14 protein-coding genes are annotated in these 18,473 nt (G+C 62.6%); 5 read left to right on the top strand and 9 right to left on the bottom strand.

Features of this window, described 5'->3' with window-relative positions; translation table 11 throughout:
- Window positions 1-65: 65 nt before the first annotated feature.
- On the top strand, window positions 66-1,001 hold the full coding sequence (locus P353_RS24750) for a LysR family transcriptional regulator (RefSeq protein WP_034375628.1): 936 nt from the start codon (window positions 66-68) through the stop codon (window positions 999-1,001).
- A 259-nt stretch (window positions 1,002-1,260) separates the two neighbouring features.
- On the opposite strand, the gene P353_RS24745 is transcribed toward P353_RS24750, so the two are convergent.
- Together P353_RS24745 and P353_RS24740 are read right to left on the bottom strand one after the other, a co-directional pair.
- On the bottom strand, window positions 1,261-2,031 hold the full coding sequence (locus P353_RS24745; RefSeq protein WP_034375626.1) for a glucose 1-dehydrogenase: 771 nt from the start codon (window positions 2,029-2,031) through the stop codon (window positions 1,261-1,263).
- A 306-nt stretch (window positions 2,032-2,337) separates the two neighbouring features.
- Entirely contained in the window at window positions 2,338-3,762 is a 1,425-nt protein-coding gene (locus P353_RS24740; protein WP_034375624.1) for a coniferyl aldehyde dehydrogenase, read from the bottom strand.
- Between the two features lie 124 nt (window positions 3,763-3,886).
- On the opposite strand from P353_RS24740, the gene P353_RS24735 reads away from it, so the two are divergent.
- The 3 genes from P353_RS24735 to P353_RS24725 all read left to right on the top strand — a co-directional run bounded on the left by P353_RS24735 (window position 3,887) and on the right by P353_RS24725 (window position 7,348).
- Window positions 3,887-5,221, top strand: a complete 1,335-nt coding sequence (locus P353_RS24735) for a spinster family MFS transporter (RefSeq protein ID WP_230847659.1) — start codon at window positions 3,887-3,889, stop codon at window positions 5,219-5,221.
- Window positions 5,222-5,243: 22 nt separating this feature from the next.
- Window positions 5,244-6,080, top strand: a complete 837-nt coding sequence (locus P353_RS24730) for an SDR family NAD(P)-dependent oxidoreductase (RefSeq protein ID WP_034375622.1) — start codon at window positions 5,244-5,246, stop codon at window positions 6,078-6,080.
- A gap of 158 nt (window positions 6,081-6,238) precedes the next feature.
- Window positions 6,239-7,348 (top strand): Rieske 2Fe-2S domain-containing protein, encoded by a 1,110-nt coding sequence (locus tag P353_RS24725; protein ID WP_034375620.1) that lies wholly within the window; start codon window positions 6,239-6,241, stop codon window positions 7,346-7,348.
- Between the two features lie 173 nt (window positions 7,349-7,521).
- On the opposite strand, the gene P353_RS24720 is transcribed toward P353_RS24725, so the two are convergent.
- The 3 genes from P353_RS24720 to P353_RS24710 all read right to left on the bottom strand — a co-directional run bounded on the left by P353_RS24720 (window position 7,522) and on the right by P353_RS24710 (window position 9,945).
- Window positions 7,522-8,232: an EthD domain-containing protein gene (locus P353_RS24720; RefSeq protein ID WP_232776893.1), complete on the bottom strand. Its 711-nt coding sequence runs from the start codon at window positions 8,230-8,232 to the stop codon at window positions 7,522-7,524.
- 11 nt (window positions 8,233-8,243) lie between these two features.
- Window positions 8,244-9,542: an MFS transporter gene (locus tag P353_RS24715; RefSeq protein WP_232776891.1), complete on the bottom strand. Its 1,299-nt coding sequence runs from the start codon at window positions 9,540-9,542 to the stop codon at window positions 8,244-8,246.
- Window positions 9,543-9,720: 178 nt separating this feature from the next.
- On the bottom strand, window positions 9,721-9,945 hold the full coding sequence (locus tag P353_RS24710; RefSeq protein ID WP_034375616.1) for an NAD(P)-binding protein: 225 nt from the start codon (window positions 9,943-9,945) through the stop codon (window positions 9,721-9,723).
- 419 nt (window positions 9,946-10,364) lie between these two features.
- Here P353_RS24710 and P353_RS24700 point away from each other — a divergent pair, with 419 nt between their 5' ends.
- Window positions 10,365-10,799, top strand: coding sequence for a hypothetical protein (locus P353_RS24700; protein WP_034375613.1), 435 nt, complete (start codon window positions 10,365-10,367; stop codon window positions 10,797-10,799).
- 100 nt (window positions 10,800-10,899) lie between these two features.
- On the opposite strand, the gene P353_RS24695 is transcribed toward P353_RS24700, so the two are convergent.
- The 4 genes from P353_RS24695 to P353_RS24680 form a co-directional block, all read right to left on the bottom strand.
- Complete coding sequence (locus P353_RS24695; RefSeq protein WP_034375612.1) at window positions 10,900-12,525, bottom strand: AMP-binding protein; 1,626 nt, start codon at window positions 12,523-12,525, stop codon at window positions 10,900-10,902.
- 264 nt (window positions 12,526-12,789) lie between these two features.
- Window positions 12,790-14,148, bottom strand: a complete 1,359-nt coding sequence (locus tag P353_RS24690; protein ID WP_034375611.1) for a spinster family MFS transporter — start codon at window positions 14,146-14,148, stop codon at window positions 12,790-12,792.
- A 103-nt stretch (window positions 14,149-14,251) separates the two neighbouring features.
- Window positions 14,252-16,663 (bottom strand): acyl-CoA dehydrogenase, encoded by a 2,412-nt coding sequence (locus tag P353_RS24685; protein WP_034375772.1) that lies wholly within the window; start codon window positions 16,661-16,663, stop codon window positions 14,252-14,254.
- Between the two features lie 29 nt (window positions 16,664-16,692).
- Window positions 16,693-18,399, bottom strand: coding sequence for a GMC family oxidoreductase (locus P353_RS24680; RefSeq protein ID WP_034375610.1), 1,707 nt, complete (start codon window positions 18,397-18,399; stop codon window positions 16,693-16,695).
- Between the last annotated feature and the right edge of the window lie 74 nt (window positions 18,400-18,473).

The raw sequence follows: 18,473 nt of genomic DNA, 5'->3' as shown, positions 1-18,473 counted from the left end.
CTTCAATACCGTGATCTTAGGAACAAAGCATTGACAGAAAAAGCCTGATCGAATAGATAAACTGTATGTCAATAGCAAACAATTCAGAAGAATCCGTCGCCGGCAAGCTTGCCAATCTCAAGCGCCTGGCCTACTTTGCGGCCGTGGTGGAAACCGGCAGTTTCACGGCGGCCGCGGACCGGCTGGGCATCACCAAGGCCGTGGTCAGCCAGCAGGTCGCAAGGCTGGAGAGCGAATTCCACACGACGCTTCTGACTCGCACCACCCGCAAGGTCGTTGCCACCGACGCAGGCCGGATCTTCTATCAACGCTGCGCATCCATCCTCAAGGAAGCGGGTGATGCTTTCGACGAGCTGGGGGAAGCGGCGGCCGAGCCTTCGGGAACCTTGCGTCTGACCGCCCCGCTGGACTATGGCATTACGGCAGTGGTGCCGGCCATCACGGAGTTCACGCGGCACTATCCCCAATGCAAGGTGGACGCCGTGTTCAGCGACCAGCCACTTGATCTGATGTCGGGGCAGGTCGAGCTGGCAATCCGCGTCGGCTGGCTTTCACACTTGAATGTGCAGGCCCGTCAGATCGGAAGCTTCAGGCAATTGCTGGTTGCCGCTGCCTCATTGCGCCGGCAGGTGACGCAGCTCAAACAGCCGCGGCACATCAGCGAGTTGCCCTTTGTCGCGAACACGGCCTTGCGTGACCCCTGCAACTGGAGCTTCTCGCGCAGCGAGCTGGAGCGTCAGAGCGTGACGGTGCACCCGGTGATCTCGCTCGATGCGACACTGGCCGTGCGCGAAGCCGTGCGTCATGGGGCGGGCTTGTCGGTATTGCCCGACTTCGCCGTGGCCGATGATTTGAAGAACGGCACGCTGATACAGGTGCTGCCCAGGTGGGAACTGCCATCGGGGGGCATTCATGCCGTGTTCCCGACCGCACGATTCCGGCCGGCAAAGGTCAAGGCCTTCGTGGACCTGATGCAGGAGCAGATCCGCTCCAGGGCATGACCACGGCCGGCCACCAGACAGCTGACAGGCGGCTCAGGCGATGGCGATGGCATGCTGAAGCCACTTCGGGCCAGCACCGCTCACGCCATCCGGGCAGCAGCTTGCAGACGTTGCATTTGCGCTTGACCGGGAAAGCAACGGCTCGATTCCTGCTGCTAATCGGCTCAAGCGACATCGTCAACAGGGCATAGAAAAAGGGAGCCAAGCTCCCCTTGTCCTGTGCCAAGCGGTCGCAGCCGCCTGAGCGATGTCATCAGACTCAGAAGTTGGGAGCTTCCACACCTCCGTCCACCCCCAGCACTTTGCCAGTCACCCAGCTCGATGCGGGGCTGGCCAGAAACAGCGCGGCATTGGCAATGTCTTCGGGCTGGCCCATGCGTGCCATGGGTGTGGTTTTTTCCATGCGCTCCTTGCGATCCGGCGTGAGAAACGGTGCCAGTGCATCGGTCATGATGGTGCCGGGCTCGATGGCGTTGATCCGTACCCTGGGGCCGAAGTCCTGCGCCAGGCAGCGCGTCATCTGGTTGAGCGCGGCCTTGGCCGCACCATAGGCGCTGAAGTACTTTTGCGAATAGCGTGCGGCCGTGGACGAGATATTGACCACGGCTCCGCCGCCCGCAGCCTCCATGGCCGCAGCAGCCTTCTGGATCAGCGTGTATGCAGGCACCACATTGAACACCAGCATGTCGCCCACCGCCTTGCCCGCCACCTTGCGCGGGTCGTTGGGGCCGCCACCACCCACATTGTTGATGAGCACATTGATCTTGCCCAGCTCCTCCACGGTACGGACGATGAGCTTGTCCAGATCTTCCTCCTTGTTCACATCGCCCTGCACGGCAATGGCGCGGCGGCCCAGCGCTTCAATTTCGGCCTTGACTGCCTGCAGGTCCGCCTCGGTGCGCGCAAACAGCGCCACATCTGCGCCGGCCTTGGCCAGCGTGACAGCGCATGCACGGCCGATACCCTTGCCCGCGCCAGTCACCACGGCCACCTTCCCCTCCAGCGAAAACTGGCGAAAAATCTCGTTCATGTCTCTTCCTATGATTGCGTTCTGAGCCGCCCATGCTCTGTACGAAACGCTTTCAGGACATCAGCCAAACGGACCATGGGACAAGCCCCATGGTCAGCCTCCGCAGCTTGCGTCGACACGCAAAAGTTGAGCCCCTGAAATGGATAGCACTGCACCACGGCAGAGCCGCGAATCAGGCAAGGTCCAGATCAGAGACTGCGAAGCAAGGGCCCAGGGCGGCCCGCGGCCCCCCCCGCCGCCCCGCCGCCCCGCAGCGAGGCTGCCGTCCCCTTCCGCGAGGCACAGAGGGGGAAGCTGCGCAGCGGCTCAAGGAGTGACTGCTGCCTGCAGCATCTGTGCGAACTGCTCGTTGTACGGCGGCAGCATGCCCCACTCGCGACGCGGGTCGTGACTGCCGGCCTTGTAGGCGGAGCGGGCATGGCTGAACTCGAGAAAACCCTCGCGGCCATGATAGTGGCCCATGCCCGAAGCGCCCACGCCGCCAAACGGTGCATCCTCCAGCGCAGGATGCATGACCACATCATTGATGGAGACGCCGCCGGACAGCGTGTTGTCCAGCACCCAGTTCTGCTCCGTCTCGTCGCTGCCGAAGTAGTACAGCGCCAGCGGGCGCTCACCGGCATTGATCGCGGCCACGGCGTCGCGGATGTTCAGGAAGCTGCGCAGCACCACGGCCGGGCCAAAGATTTCGTGCTGAGAGATTTCGGCTTCGGCTGGCGGGTTGATGACCAGCGCCAGCGGCAGGCGACGGTCTGCTCCGGCTTGCGCGGCACCGACTTCCAGCACGGTCAGACCGCGCGCCTTGGCATCATCGACATAGGCTTTCACACGTGCATGGTGGCGCTCGTTGATCACGGGCGTCATGTCTGCGTTGCCTGTCACCGAGGGATACAGCGCCTGATATTGCGAGGCAATGCCATCGGCCAGCGCCTGCAGGCGGGATTCATGCACCCAGACCACGTCGGGTGACACGCAAAGCTGGCCGGAGTTGAGCGACTTGCCTACGGCGATGCGCTCGGCCGCATTGGCGATGTCGGCGGAGTCGCCCACCAGCACGGGAGACTTGCCACCCAGCTCCAGCGTCACGGGCACCAGGTTCCTGGCGGCGGCAGCCATGATGAGCCTGCCCACGCTGGTGGAGCCCGTAAAGACCAGATGGTTCCAGGGCTGCTCGGCAAATGCCGCGGCCACTTCGGGACCACCCTGCACCACGGCCAGCACCTGAGGATCAAAGCGCTTGGCCACGGCCTCGGCCAGCACCTGGGCCGTACGCGGTGCAATTTCGGAAGGTTTGAGCACGGCCCGGTTGCCCGCCGCGAACGCGCAGGCCAGCGGCGACAGCAAGGTGAACAGAGGTGCATTCCAGGTGCCTATGATGCCGATCACGCCCTTGGGCTGGTACCTGACCCAGGCCGTGGCGCCAAACATGTCAAAGGGTTTGACGCTGGGACGCTCGGAGTCACCCAGCCAGCCCTTGAGGTGATCGCGTGCATGCTTGAGCGAGGACAGCGAGCCAAGAATGTCATTGGCCAGCGAGAACACGGCGGGGCGGCCACCAAAGTCTTCGCCCATGGCCTGGCAAAGCGCCTCCTTGTGCTCCACCAGCATGTCGATGACTTGCTGAATGCGCTGCATGCGCACATCGGCGCTGACCGCAGCCTCCTCGATAAAGGCCTGCTTTTGCATGTCCAGCAGCTGGCGAATGCCGATGGACGAATTTGTCTGGGTCATTTTGTCTCCTCGATACTTCTCTTGAAAGCCATGAACGGAAGGCACATGCTCAGACCTGCGGATTTCGCGGTCGTCGTCCAAAAAGACGATGGCATAACCCTAGGCCCCTCGCACGATGCAGCGCATGCACACCCCTCAAACCCCGCCTCCCGCCGTCAGCTGGCGCACTCATCTCAGCCTCGCCCTTCTGGCGCTGGTCTATATTTTCTCCTTCATTGACCGACAGGTTCTGTCTATTTTGCTGGAGCCCGTCAAACAGGAATTCGGCGCCTCCGACACCGAGATGGGTTTGCTCACGGGGCTGGCCTTCGGTCTGATCTATGCCATGCTGGGTGTGCCTGTGGGGCGTCTGGCCGACACCCGCAACCGCCGCAACATCGTGGCCCTGTGCTGCGGAATCTGGAGCCTTGCCACCGCTGCGTGCGGCATGGCCACGCAGTACTGGCACATGCTGCTGGCCCGCATGAGCGTGGCCGTGGGCGAAGCCGGTGGCATGGCGCCCTCGGTGTCCATAGTCTCGGACCTGTATCCTCCCAAGATGCGTTCGTTTGCCATCAGTCTGTTCATGATGGGCCCCAACCTCGGAACGCTGCTGGGCCTGGTCATCGGCGGCATGGTGGCCCAGCATTACGGCTGGCGCTCCGTGTTTCTCGCCTTCGGCATTCCGGGCGTAATTCTTGCTCTGCTGGTGTATTTCTTTGTCAAGGAACCGGCACGTGGCGCCTATGAAAGCACCAGGCCCGCAGCTCAAGGCAGCGCTCCACGCGAATCAATGTTTCGCCAGGTCAGGCGTTTGCTGGGCATGGCGCCGCTGCGCAATATCTGCATCGCCTGCGGCGTGGCCGGTATTGCAGGTTATGGCTACGGTGTCTGGGCGCCGAGCTTTTTCATGCGCATTCACGGCATGAGCATCTCCCACGCCGGCCTGGTGTTCGGCCTGGCCAGCGGCCTGGGTGCCGTGTTCGGCGCCATGTTCTGCGGCTGGCTCAGCGACAGATTGACCCAGCGCGACTCGCGCTGGCAGCTGCGTCTGGCCGCCATGGGCACCTTCTGCGCCGTGCCTGCAGGCGTCGCCGTGTTTTTCTGGCCCGTGTCCGACTTCTGGACGGTTGCCGGCATCAAGGTCCCCTATGCCATGGCATTTGCCCTGCTGTTCGGCTTTTTTGCGAGCTGGTTTGCCACTCTCTCATACAGCGCCGTCAGCCAGATGGTGACTGCCGCCGAACGCAGCGTTGCCTCGGCACTTCTCAATCTCTTCATGACCTTGCTGGGCGTGGGCCTGGGTCCGCTGGTCACCGGCATCCTGTCGGACTACTTTGCCCAAACCCATGGCTCCGAAGGCCTGCGCTGGGCACTGATGGGCGTGACCTCGCTTCTTGTCATCACTTCGCTTTTCTTCGCGTTGGCCATCCGCTCCTATAAGCAGCGCCTGCAGCAGTTGCAGATGAATGCCGCCTGATCCTCAAAAATTGGAGACTCTCATGAGCCAACCCGTAGTTCTCATCACCGGAGCCAGCCGCGGCATTGGCGCGGCAACCGCCGTCCACTTTGCCATCAAGGGATGGCGCGTGGCCATCACCGCCCGCACGCTGACCGAAGGTGCGCAGATGGCCAACCAGCTGCGCCTGCCCAATGGCCAGCTTCTGTCCGGCAGTCTGGAGTCCACAGCCAAGGCCATTGAGGCCGCAGGGGGCGAGGTATTTGCGCATGTCATGGACCTGATGGACCTCACCAGCCTGGACGAGGCCGCCGACGCTGTGCTGAAGCGCTTTGGCCGTGTCGATCTGCTGATCAACAACGCCGTCTACCAGAACCGCGAGATCAACCACCTGATCCCCGAGATAACGGCCGAGTCGCTGCAGCGCTCCATGCAGGGCAATGTCATCGCCCCTTTCCATCTGGCCCAGCGCCTGCTGCCGGCCATGGCGGCACAAGGCGGCGGCCGCATCATCAATGTGTGCTCGGCTGCGGGCCAGTACAACCCGCCCGTGCCCGCCGACCAGGGCGGCTGGGGCTTTGCCTATGGAGCCTCCAAGGCCGCCATCGCGCGCCTGGCCGGCTGCATCAACACCGAATACAAGCAGCAGAATGTGCGCGCCTTCAGCGTCAACCCCGGCGTGGTGAGCACCGAGGCCGTCAAGGCCACGCTGGGCGAAGACGGCCTGCTGGCTCAGCGCTATGGTGCCTCCACCCCCGAAGAGATTGCTGAGGCACTGTTCTGGCTGGGCACTGAAAAAGACGCTTTTCCACTGGCCAAGAGTTACACCATGATTGACCTGCAACCACTTCACAAAGAGCGCGTGGCTGCGACCGCGTGAGCAACATGTAAGCGTGCGCAAACACCCAACCCAGGGCAAACCCTGTGCGATTTGCGCCAGATCAATGCCGCGCCTTCACTCGTCCAAACAGAGTATGCGCAGCGACGCCACTTGCCAGAAGATTCATCCGTCCAAAACTAAATACGGAGACCTCTGCAATGGCAACCACGAAGGACTACCGCCTCGGTGAATTCACCTACCCACGTGGATGGTTCATGATTTCCGAGGCCAGTGCGCTCGACACCCACAAGCCCGTGGCCGTGCGCTTCTTCGGCCAGGATTTCGCGCTGTACCGTGGCCGCGAAAGCGGCAAGGTCGTGCTGCTGGACGCTTACTGCCCCCATATGAAGACCCATCTGGCAGCGCCCAATGCCACCAGCTATGTGGTGATCGACGGCGGCGGCAGCAATGTGGAAGGCGACGGCATCCGCTGCCCCTACCACGGCTGGCGCTTCGGCGCGGACGGCAAGTGCAACCACATCCCCTATCACGACGGCGCCATTCCGGCCGCGGCCGCGGTCAAGAGCTGGAAGGTGGTCGAGCAGTACGGCGCCATCTGGGTCTGGTTCGATCCCGAAGGCGGCGAGCCCGACTACGATCTGCCCACTTTTGGCGACTGGCATGACGAGACCTATGTCAACGGCCAGTGGGACTACCTGGGCGAGCTGAACCAGCACCCCATGGAGGTCGTGGACAATATTGCCGACTATGGTCACCTCAGCCCCATCCACGGCTCCACCGTGGCGCGCTTCGAGAACGAATTCAAGGGCCACAACGCCATCCAGCGCCAGTGCGGCGGTCACCGCACCCTGGTGGGCGAAGGCGGTGCCAGCAGCGATCTGCACACCGACACCTGGTACCACGGCCCCGCCATCCTGGTCTCCAAGGTCAGCGGCATGTTCAACTCCTTCATGATGATCATGCATACCCCCATCGAGGACGGCAGGATCAAGGTCTGGCACAACCTGCTGGTTAAGACCGCGCATGGCGGCCTGCCCACCAAGGCGGATGAAATCGCGGCCAAACAGTACCAGGACTCCAGCCGCCTGGCCTTTGCCCAGGACTTCGAAGTCTGGTCGCAAAAGGCACCCTGCCTGAACCCGCTGTTCATCCCCAGCGACGGCGCCTTCCTCAAGGCCCGCATCTGGTACAAGCAGTTCTACAACCCGCGCGCCAAGGCTGCCGAATATCTGGACCAGTGCGAAGGCAGGTACATTCCGCGCGGAATGGTGGCCTATACCCAGGAGGCCGAGGAAGCGACAGCCTGATCCCGAGAACCTCCAAGGCAAAAGGCCCATGCACTTGCATGGGCCTTTTTGCTGGAGGAAGGGATCCAATTAAAAAACATAGCTGCCAGCGCTTTATCCAAAAGGAAATTCAATACAAAACATATTGAAATCCTTATTCATAAAGCGCAAGAAGCTACTATTTTTTCAGGTCCTCAAGGTCTGGCGTGCGTCACCTCTGTCAGCATGAAGACATGTTCGCCCCAGCCAAGCTCGCCGTCCTGCGCATGGGCCGAGACATCGAGTGAAGCCGCTGCCGCCTGCGCCTGCTCCACCGAGTCAAACCACCACTCGACCACATGGCGGTAGCCGTAGCCGGAAGGTGGCTGCTCATCGATGGTGTTGCAGACAATGCGGCTGGCCTGGCCCAGAGCAGCGCTTTGCCACTGCGGTGGACAAATCTCCGGCAAGGCCGCAGCACCACGCCAGACGTCGCTGCGCTGCAAAAAGCCGATCAGCATGACTTGCTTTTGCTGCGGCAGGACATCTACGCACAGGCTGCCACGCAACACCTGCTGACGGCATAGCAGCGAGAAATTGCGCACATAGTCGGCAAACACGCGCGGCTCGTCGGGACGCATGACGGCCAGGGTTTCCGGGTCGCACCAGATCGCAGAGCCTGCTTCGCGCTGTGCCAGCACCATGAGGTTGACGCCGTCATAGTCCTTGTTCAGCTCTGCGGCACCTGCCTGCAGATGTCGTGAGCACTGGGCCACGGCCTTGACGCGCTGACCCACGTTGCGGCACAGACGGCCCAGCGCGGAATGCTCGCGCCAGGCCTGCGCGAATTCCTCCGGGCGCAGCGCCGGGTTGCGCCGCGCCAGATAGATCATCTTCCAGACGACGCAAGAATCCTTCTCGCTCACTTCTTCCGCCTTTATGCGGCAACGGCCACGGGTGCGTGGGCCTTGCGATAGGCGCCGGGGTAATGCTGCAGAGCACGGTAAAACGCCCATACCGCCGGCAACAGCGTGCACATCATGATCGCCATGGCATAGCGCAGGCCTTGGCCGGGCGCAACGGCGTTGAGCACATCACTGAGCCAGCCGGCCACGATAGGCCCCACTCCGTTGCCCAGCAGGGCTCCGGCCATCAGCACCATGGCGCTGGCCGTGGCTCGCCGCTCGGTCGGCACGACCAGACTCAGGGCCGCGTAGGTGGCCGGAGCCCACCAGGATGTGAAGAACGAATACATCAACATGCAGGCCATGGACAGCATGAACATGTCCGAGCCCACCAGCAGATAGCCGAAACCCAGCACCATGGCCAGGCTGGTTCCGATCACGGGGATGCGAATCTGCCAGCGCACATCGCTGCGCGCCAGCCGGTCCGTCAACCAGCCAGAGAACAGGCTGCCCGAGACCGAGAGCACAGCGGCCCCTGCAGAAATGGTCCCCGCCTGTTTGAGACTGAGATCGAAACGCCGCGCAAGCAACGCCACATTCCAGGCACCGATCGAGATTCCCGCGATCAGGACACAAGCAGCGCCCACGATTAAAAACCGGGTCACCGGCTCTTTCCATATCAAGGCGACGGCAGATTTGGCCTGCTGCCGGCCGCCGTCCTGTGGGTCGGAGATCACCTGCGGGATGGCCCGAACGGGCTCGCTGATACTCAGGCGCAGCACCAGGGACAGGACCATGATGGCCACACCGATGATGACCATGGTCACACGCCACCCCCACCACTCGGCAAACAACGGCCCCAGAAGCAAGGCCAGCAAGGCGCCCATCGCATTGCCGACACCAAAAACACTCATGGCACGCGAGCGCTCATGGGGCTTGTACAGATCTGCCAGGATGGACATGGACGCAGCGCCGCCACCGGCATCCCCCAATGCGGCACCGGCGCGCGATGCAGTCAGTCCACCCGAACCAGTGGCCAGCGCGCCCAGCGCCGCAACGCTGCCACCAACGCCACGGCACCAGGCAATCAGGCTGCGGCGCTCTTGTCTGTCTGCCAGTCGTCCCAGAGGAATGCCCAGCACTGCGAAAGTCAGCGCAAAACCGAGTCCGGTGATCAGGCCGATCTGCAAGTCCGAGAAGCCGAACTCCTGCTTGATGGGCTGCAGCAGCACAGCCAGGATCTGCCGGTCCATGAAGGTCAGGGCAGACAGGGCCGTCAGCAGCGCCAGCACATACACTCTTGATGAGCTTTGATGATTGTTGTTTGTCATTGTTTTCTTGGTTTTTTGCATCACGTCATGGCTCTCGCCGCTGCTCACGCCTCAGCAGCGTTGCCTACCCTCGGACGCGAGGAGCGCGGGAGCAGGTCTTTGTGCGCGTCTCACACCCTGATGTGCAGCGCCATGCCGCACTGACCCGCAGACGCCTGCAGCACCGCCACGCAGTCGCTCATGGGCAGTCCGGCAACTGCACCATGCTGTTGCTGGTGCTGTTGCTGGTGCTGGTGCTGGTGCTGGTGTTGATGTTCAGAGAGCGGCAGATGGAACTCATACCGTTGTCGTTGCCGAAAATCCATAGCCCGCCCAGCTGGCTGCCCGTCTCGAACACCGCCACATCCAGCCCTTGCTGGCCGAGCACCTTGGCCCATACCACGCCGCTGTTGCCGGCTCCCACGTGGCCACCTTGCTTGCCGTCGATTCATTTTTCATGGACATGCCTCCGCCCTTTTCAATGACGCTTGGACAAACCTCCGGGCCCATCAGACGCAGGCTGAAAAGCAGAGGATGAGATTGCGGCCGCATCCATGTCCAGCTCGATAGCGCCGCCTTGAGCATCGTGGTCATGAGCAGCCGCCCTCACATCGTCCCAACGGACGATTACCTAACCCTCATAGGCCTTGCCTTGCCTTGCCTTGCCTTGCCAGGCCCGCCCTGCTTGCAAGCCGCCATACTCCCTGGCCTCCTTCGCAGAGATCGGGCGCCTCGACCAGGCGCCCCAACCATGCGCCTCGAGCATGCCCATCAGCAGATCGTGTCCACGCCATGCAGATGCCAGCGATATAGTGACCCCGTCATCTTCCATGTCCATACCCCATGCATTTGCGCAAGTTCCGTATCCCGACGTGGCTCATGCTGCTGAGCTTTTGCGTCATGCCTTGCAGCGCGCAGGAAGCTACGGCCTGGGAACAGCAGGTCACAGGCCGCACTTCCATCACCAGGCTGGGCACGATTGACTACGAGGTGGGCTACAGCAGCGCAGGCTTTGACCATTTCTCTTCTGAAATCGTGGCCAGATGGAATGACGAAGGAGCGCAGGAGCAGACGCTGTACGAAGGCATTTACGACCGGCCGCCCGCCAAGGTCTGGGCAAACGGGCCCCATCTTTGCATTGCCATGCAGACCTGCGCGCGCTATTCGGATCGCTGCAGCCAGTATGTGATTGCACACCGCTATGACACGCGGGCCAAGGCCTTTGTGGCGCTGAAGTCAGAGAAGACGGCGCGCCGGATCTGCGCTGCGCCACGCTGAAGATAAAAAAGAAGGAGGCCGGGGCCTCCTTTAAATCCCGTCGTCGGGCGCGACGAACAGGGTATCCTTTGTGCGGTCTGTAACTGCTCTTCCCTCCGGTTCAGGCCTCTATGGCGCTCAACGGTTCATGCTCCGCCGCATAGGCCTTGGCCCAACGGTAATCCGCCTTGCCTGCCGGGCTGCGCTTGACTTCCGGGACCAGATACACGGCACGCGGCAGCTTGTAGCCCGACAGATTGCTGCGGCAGATCTTTTCAAACTCCTGCAGATCGAACTCGTGGCCCTGCTGCACCTGCACCACAGCCACCACCTTGCTGCCCCAGCGCTCGTCAGCAAGGCCCACGACCACCACATCCTGAACCGGCGGGTAGCGGCGCGCGGTTTCCTCCACCTCTTCGGGGTAGACCTTCTCGCCTCCTGTGTTGATGCACTGCGAGCCACGGCCCAGCACCACATATTCACCCGTGGTGTCGATGCGGGCCCTGTCCCCTGTCAACACCCAGCGACTGCCCTCGACCATCACAAAGGTCTCGGCCGTTTTCTTGGGATCTCCGTAATAGCCCAGGGGCATATGACCACGGCGCGAAAGAATGCCCTCCTCCCCTGACTGAGTCAGAATGCGCAGATCTTCGGAGATCACGCTGAGGTCGGGACGCGGCGCGATGCGCATAAAGCCTTCGCCCTCGGGCGTTTTCTCCCCTCCGCCCAAGACACCGGATTCGGAGCTGGCCATGCCGTTGTTGAGCACCAGATGAGGCACCTGCAGCAGCAGCCGCTCCTGCAGATGACGCGAAAACACGGCACCGCCGTTGCCGAAGATCATCAGTGACTTCAGAGGCCAGCGCCCGGGGTTTTTCTCCAGCGCCTGGATGATGGGCAAGGCCATGGCATCGCCAACCACGGCCATCACATTGATCTGGTGATGCTCGATCAGATCCAGCATGTGTACGGGATCAAAGTGCTTGCGATCGTTCACATAGACCGGATGCCCGGAAAACAGGCTGATCAGGGTGGCCCACATGGCTGCGCCATGCATGAGCGGGGCCACCGCCAGATAGGCCAGCGCCGGGCCGTTGGGCACCAGCTGCAGCAGCTCCTCCGGCTTTTCGATGGGAGGTCGGCGAAAGTAATAGCCGCCACCGCCCAAGGCTCCCATGAACAAGGATTTATGCGGCCACATCACGCCCTTGGGCAGCCCCGTGGTGCCGCCGGTGCAGAGCATGAAGATATCGTCTTCGCTGCGCTCGGAGTCCGTGAGCTCCCGTCCACCTTCGGCCAGCACGCGTTCGTAGGGTTGCACTGTCCTGGGCAGGCCATGACGCTCCTCGCCAACCCGCAGCGCCAGGCGCAAAGTGGGCACCAAGGCAATGACTTCCAGCACCGACGCATCGAAGTCCGCGCCATAGACCAGGCCGCGCAGATCCAGGCTGTTGAACAGCCCCTGAAGTTCATCGGCCACATAGCGATAGTTGACGTTGACCGGCACGGCTCCGATCTTGCTGCAGGCGAAAAAGGCCTCCAGATACTCGGCGCAGTTGTAGAGCTGGATGCCGACGTTGTCGCCCCGTCCTATGCCACGCGCACGCAGCGCACTGCCCAGCTGATTGGCTCGCTCATCGAGCTGCTTGAAGCTGAGCTTCTGGCTGCCGCAGCCAAAGGCAATGCGATCCGGCACAGCTTGCACCACCAACTCGAAAATATCGGCCAGATTGAAGGTCCGTGTCATCTCTTGTCTCCGTCTGTCTTCCCGTTCTACGAATCCACTTGTCCCGCAGGTGCTGCAATGCTCGACGACGGTCTGTCCACATTCATCGTCCACTTGAACCTGGTGCAGACCCTTGTGGTTTCGTGGGTGCATGCTCGCAGATAGGCAAGCCACACCCAACAGCACCTACCCTTAAAAATCTGGCGCCAAGGCATTTCCCGAGGCCTGATCGAAAAAATCAGAATCTCAGCGAAAGTTCACTCCATCGCCTTCTTCCAGATCGCCTCAAGCGATCTTTTTCGCAGTCACCATCGATGCATAGGGCTTGATGGTCCAGACATAGATCAGCAGCGCAAGCGCATAAAAGGCGAGCATGCAAACCAGCGCCCAGCGCAGCGATTCACTACCCGCCCGAACGATGAATGCATCGCTGAGCAGACCCACCGCCAGAGGTCCCAGACCACCGCCAACTGCAGTCAGCAGCAGGTTGTAGATGGACAGCGAAGTCGCCAGACGGCTGGAGGCAATCACATTGGTCAGTGCAGCAAACACCGGCGCGGTCCAGAAGCTGGAGAAGATGGCGAACAAGCCGTAGTAGGCAATCGCATGCGGAATCTGCACGCCGGCCAGCGTCCACTGTCCCGCAGAGTCATTCAGATAGAAAGCCAGCCCCAGCGGAATCGAAATCAGCGTACCCAGAACCGGAACGCCAATCTGCCAGCGCACATTCCTCCTTGCCATCAGATCGGTGACCCAGCCGCTGAGCAAAGCCCCAAAAATCGCCCCCGGCCCGCCGATAAATCCCATGATCGCGCCAGCGTCCTTGAGCTCAAGGCCATGGGAGCGCACCAAAAACGCGGTATTCCACATGCCGATCGCATAGCCCGAGAACGCCATCAGCATGCTGGCCAGCCCCAGCCCCACGAACGCCTTGTTGCGCACCAGGGCCGACATCACCTCGCTGAACTTCTCGGTTGCTGCCTGCACCACGGCACGACCTTCCTGCGCGCCGCGCAAGGGCTCACGGCAAGTCAAGCGCAGCATCAAAGCGATCAGAACGCCGGGCACAGACAGCCACAAAAAGGCCGTACGCCAACCATGGTGCTGGGCAATCCAGGCTCCCACGCCCAGACCCACCAGCGATCCCAGATGCGGGCCCAGGCTGAACACGCTCATGGCTCGGCTGCGCTGCTCGGGCGGGTAGACGTCGGCGATCATGGTGGTCGATGCCGCCGTGCTGCCAGCCTCGCCCACAGCCACGCCCACACGAGCGGCCGTCAGGCTCCAAAAGCCCACCGCCATGCCGCAAAAACCCGTGGCAACGCTCCAGCCGGCGCAGCACCAGGCAATCAGGTTGCGGCGGTTGGTACGGTCGGCAAAGCGGCCAAAGGGGACGGCCAGAATGCTGTAGAACAAAGCAAAGGCCAGACCCGTGAGCAGGCCCATGGCGCTGTCCGAAACCCCCATCTCCTGCTTGATGGGCTGAATCAGCACGCCCATGATCTGACGGTCTATCATGCTCACGCCATAGACGAGCAACAGCACCAGCAGCAGATAGTGACGACGCCAGCCCGTCACATTGCTCGCCGGCCTCACCCTGGCCGAAGCAGCTTGCGGCACTCGGTCCGCAGCAGATGCACTCATTTCCTGTCTCCTGAAAAACGTGATCTCCGCCACGTGGATTGAATCGAGCCTTGTATGCCCAGTAAAAAGGACGCGGCACATTGCGGTGTGCCGCGCCAAGTCACTAGGCAAGCAGTTCGCAGAAGGGAAGGTCCTTGTCCACACGGGGCTCGGCAGCCAGCCCCAGAACGCGTTCGCCAATGCTGTTGAGCACCACCTCGTCGGTACCGCCCGCAATGCGCATGCCGGCAGAGCCGAACCACAGGCGCTCCACCATGGCAAAACGCTCGCCAAGTTCGCTGGCGGCCAGCACGCCGCGCTCGCCCAGCAAGTCGATGGCGAAATAGCTGAAGGACTGCAGCGCGGCAGCTGCCACGTTCTTGGCACCGCTCATCTCGGGGCCGGGCTGGCGCCCCTTGCTCAGCGCCGTCAGCGCGCGGCACTGCAGCAGCCATAGCGCCTGCTCCTTCAGATAGAGGTCGGCCCAGCGCTCGCGCAGGCGACCGTCCTGCAGCGCCGGCTTGCCGTCAAATCGATGATCGGCCAGAAGGCCAGCCGTGGTGCGCCACAGCTCGGCCGGCATCACTGCGCCAATGGCCAGGCGCTCTGCCATCAAGCCTGTCAGCGTGACCTTCCAGCCACCGCCCAGCTTGCCCACCATCTGACTATCGGGCACGAACACGTCCTCGAAGAACACCTCGTTGAACTCGGACTCGCCGCCTGCCTGGCGAATCGGGCGCACGGCAATGCCGGGCGAGCGCATATCGAGGAAGAAGGTAGTCAACCCTTCAAACTTGCTCGCCTGCGGATTGGTCCTTGCCAGCACCAGACCAAACTGGGCAAACTGCGCCAGAGAGGTCCAGACCTTCTGGCCATTGACGATCCATCCCTGGCGGCCATCGGTCGCGCGCTCGGCACGTGTGCGCACCATGCCCAGATCGGAGCCGGCACCCGGCTCGCTCAACAGCTGGCACCAAAGGTTCTTTCCACTCAGCGCCGGGGGCACATGCAGGGCCAGCACTTCGGGACTGGCATGTGCCAGCACCGATGGCAGCACCATGCCCAGGCTCACATTGAACATGCCCGTGGGCACTTTGGCCCGCCCCTCCTCCTGGCGCCAGATCAGCTCCTGCATGGGTGTGCCGCCCCGGCCGCCCAGCAACTTGGGCCAGGTAATCGCACCAAAACCCGCTGCCGCCTTCTTGCCCTGCCAGAGCCGGGCGGCTTCCATGCGCTGCTCGGCATTCATGTCACGGCCGAAGTAGTCGTCGGCACTTGCCTTGGGCTCGGCATTGGCTTGCAGCCAGGCGCGGCATTCGGCGCGGAAGGCGGCTTCTTCGGGCGTGTCCCCAAAGTCCATGGACTGGCTGTCGGCCTGGGTCGCGCTCCGTACAGGCGCCGCCGGCGCTGCAGCGAGCAACCGTTTTTGCAACTCGAGCGCCACCTGCTCGCGCCAGGCATGGATACTGCCCAGCTCCACGGCCTGCTGGCGCGCACGGCGGTAGAACAGATGGCAATCCAGCTCCCATGTATAGCCCATGCCGCCGTGGGTGTGCAGGTTTTCCTGCGCGGCATCCGACAGCGCCTGAGTGCTGCTCACGCGTGCTGCGGCGGCTGCGCCGGGCAACTCGGGCGCACCATCAGCCAGAGCCATGTCTGCCGCCAGCGCCCAGGCTCCGTAGTAGCAATGCGCACGGGCCAGCTGGTTGTTGGTGTAGAGATTGGCCAGTTTGTGCTTGATGCCCTGATAGGACCCAATGGGGCGGCCAAAGGCCTTGCGCTCCCTGGCATAGCTGCAGGCCATCTCCAGCGCGGCGTCGGCTGCTCCCAGCTCTTCAAAGGCCAGCATCACGGCAGCACGATTGCGCACGCGTGCCAGCACCTGAGCAGCGCCTCTGGCTCCGTCAAGTTGCTCGGCCGCCGTGCCGTCAAAGCGCAACAAGGCATAGGGCTTGGAAGGATCCAGCGTCTTGAGTTTCTTACGCTGCACCGAGCCATCACACCTGAAGGCCACCAGCACATCCGCCCCTGTCGCATTGCGCGCCAGCGCCACACCCCATTGCGCGGCCATGCCGTCGGCCACCAACGGGCAATCGCCCTTCAAGGTCTTGCCGTCAAACAGGGGCAGACCGTATGGGGGCTCTTGCCCGTGCGTCGGCGCTGCCAGGCAGCCAATGCTTCCACCCGAAACCGGCAGCAACCATTGCCGTCGTTGCGCAGACTGCTCCTGTGTAGATAGCAAGACTGCCTGCACTGCCAGATACATGGTCGATGCCAGAGGCACGGGGCTAAGCTGGCGGCCCACTTCTTCGGCCACCACGCACATTTCCATGGTGCCGAGGCCGATACCGCCACAGTCCTGCGGCAGCATCAGGCTGGTCACACCCAGCTGGGCCATGCCGCTCCATACGTCCTGGGCGTGGTGACCCTCGCCCTCGAGCAAGGCACGCGCCTGCGTCAGCGGCGATTCGCGCGTCAGGAATTTGCGTATCTCGTTGCGCAAGGCGTTCTGGTCGTCACTGAAGTCGAAGTTCATCTTTTTGTCTCCACCCATTCTTCCAAAGCTCAAACCGCCGCGCCGGCGCATGCGCCATCCGGCAGCACGGCTGCCACATTCCACCGCCTTGCTGCGGGTGGCTCCAGGCCCAGCACCAGATCTGCGCCCTTGTCGCCAATCACCACCGATGCAGCATTCGTGTTGCCCGACACCAGATGCGGCATGACCGAGGCATCGATCACGCGCAGACCCTGCACGCCCTTGACCCGGAGGTCGGGCGTGACCACGCTTCGCAGATCGGCTGCATGACCCATGCGGCAGCTGCCGCTGGCGTGGTGGCCCGATCCCATGTACATGGAGATCCAGTCCAGCAGCTCCTCGTCGCTTTGCAGGCCAGGTGCCGGGCGCGTCTGCGTCTCGATCAGGCCGGCCAGCGCGGGCTGGTGGGCAATCCTGCTGGCCATGCGTACTCCATGGAGCAGCGCCTTGCGGTCACGCTCGTCGTGCAGAAAGTTCATGCGAATGCTGGCCAGCTCCTCGGGCTTGCTGCTCCTGAGCCTGAGCTGGCCGCGTGAATAGGGCCGCACCTGATAGGGCGCCATCGTCATGCCGGGGAAGGCTTCGGTGCGGTAGTTCTTGCCGCCCTGCATATACCCCTCGATATCGCCGGTCACAGGCAGGCCGTGAATCTGGATGTCGTTATAGGGCAGGCTGGAGTCACTGCGGAACCATGCGGCAAACTCCGAAGCCGGCATGGCCATGGCACCCTGCCTGGTCAGCAGGTACTGAATGAGCGAAGCGCCAATACCCAGACCGCGCAGTGAGCGGTTGAGGCTGGGCGTTCCAGCCTTCATGCGCCAGGACATGGGGACAATCGCATGGTCCTGCAGATTGGCGCCCACCCCGGGCAGATCCACCTTGACCTCAATTCCCATCTCCTGCAGGTGCGCTACCGGGCCAATGCCTGAAAGCATCAGCAACTGGGGCGATTGCAGGGCCCCTGCACACAGCAGGACTTCCTTGCTGGCGCGAGCTGCGTGGCTTGCGCCAGCCTTGTCCTTCCAGTGCACCGTGCTGGCGCGCAGCCCGTCCAGACCTATGCGGGTGACCAGCACCTGCATGCGCACATCCAGATTGCGCCGCTGCATGGCGGGCTCGATGGCGTTCCTGGCCACCGACGAGCGCTGACCATTCTTGACATTGACCTGAAACAGCCCTGCCCCGTCGGGATGGCCGTTATTGAAATCCTTGCAAGCGGGCATGCCGGCTTGAATGGCGGCCTGCACCATGGCCAGCGATACCGGATGTGGGTTGTGCAGATTGTTGGCCGTCAGTGGCCCGCCGCGCCCGTGCCAGGGCCGGGTGAATTCCTGTTCGCTGCGCTGCTGGTCTTCGGTGCGCACAAAGTAGGGCAGCAACTCCTCATAGCTCCAGCCCGCCGCTCCTTGCTCAGCCCAGCTGTCGAAGTCCGCCCGATCGCCGCGCACATAGATCATGCCGTTGATGGAAGATGAGCCCCCCAGGCGCTTGCCTCGCGGCAGGCTGATGCGGCGCTTGGCTGCGTACTGCTCGGGCTCCGTTTCGTGCCCCCAGGAATAGCGGGAGCTGTTGATCATCTGGCCCCAACCCGAAGGCATGGAAACCAGCAGATCCTTGTGGCTCGCGCCGCCTTCGAGCAGCAGCACCTTGTGCTCGCGGTTCTCGCTCAGCCTTGCCGCCAGAGTGCCACCGGCCGAGCCTGCGCCGATGACGATGTAATCAAAGACTTCATCCATGGCCTGTCTCCATTGATTGTTATTGGATGAGTGACTGTGCCGAGCCGATAGCGGGTGAGCGCGCCCGCCCACCC

Origin of the sequence: Comamonas testosteroni (assembly GCF_000761245.1) — a bacterium.
Classification (GTDB): Bacteria; Pseudomonadota; Gammaproteobacteria; order Burkholderiales; family Burkholderiaceae_C; genus Comamonas; species Comamonas testosteroni_C.
Note: the sequence above shows the minus strand (reverse complement) of the source record. Positions and strands in the feature narration are given on the sequence as shown.

Bases quoted from the DNA above. Each gene is read 5' to 3' on its own strand.
- P353_RS24700 (WP_034375613.1), top strand. From the start codon at position 10,365: ATGCATTTGCGCAAGTTCCGTATCCCGACGTGGCTCATGCTGCTGAGC.
- P353_RS24750 (WP_034375628.1), top strand. From the start codon at position 66: ATGTCAATAGCAAACAATTCAGAAGAATCCGTCGCCGGCAAGCTTGCC.
- P353_RS24740 (WP_034375624.1), bottom strand. From the start codon at position 3,762: ATGACCCAGACAAATTCGTCCATCGGCATTCGCCAGCTGCTGGACATG.
- P353_RS24685 (WP_034375772.1), bottom strand. From the start codon at position 16,663: ATGAACTTCGACTTCAGTGACGACCAGAACGCCTTGCGCAACGAGATA.
- P353_RS24715 (WP_232776891.1), bottom strand. From the start codon at position 9,542: ATGACAAACAACAATCATCAAAGCTCATCAAGAGTGTATGTGCTGGCG.
- P353_RS24680 (WP_034375610.1), bottom strand. From the start codon at position 18,399: ATGGATGAAGTCTTTGATTACATCGTCATCGGCGCAGGCTCGGCCGGT.
- P353_RS24695 (WP_034375612.1), bottom strand. From the start codon at position 12,525: ATGACACGGACCTTCAATCTGGCCGATATTTTCGAGTTGGTGGTGCAA.
- P353_RS24690 (WP_034375611.1), bottom strand. From the start codon at position 14,148: ATGAGTGCATCTGCTGCGGACCGAGTGCCGCAAGCTGCTTCGGCCAGG.
- P353_RS24730 (WP_034375622.1), top strand. From the start codon at position 5,244: ATGAGCCAACCCGTAGTTCTCATCACCGGAGCCAGCCGCGGCATTGGC.
- P353_RS24735 (WP_230847659.1), top strand. From the start codon at position 3,887: ATGCACACCCCTCAAACCCCGCCTCCCGCCGTCAGCTGGCGCACTCAT.
- P353_RS24725 (WP_034375620.1), top strand. From the start codon at position 6,239: ATGGCAACCACGAAGGACTACCGCCTCGGTGAATTCACCTACCCACGT.
- P353_RS24745 (WP_034375626.1), bottom strand. From the start codon at position 2,031: ATGAACGAGATTTTTCGCCAGTTTTCGCTGGAGGGGAAGGTGGCCGTG.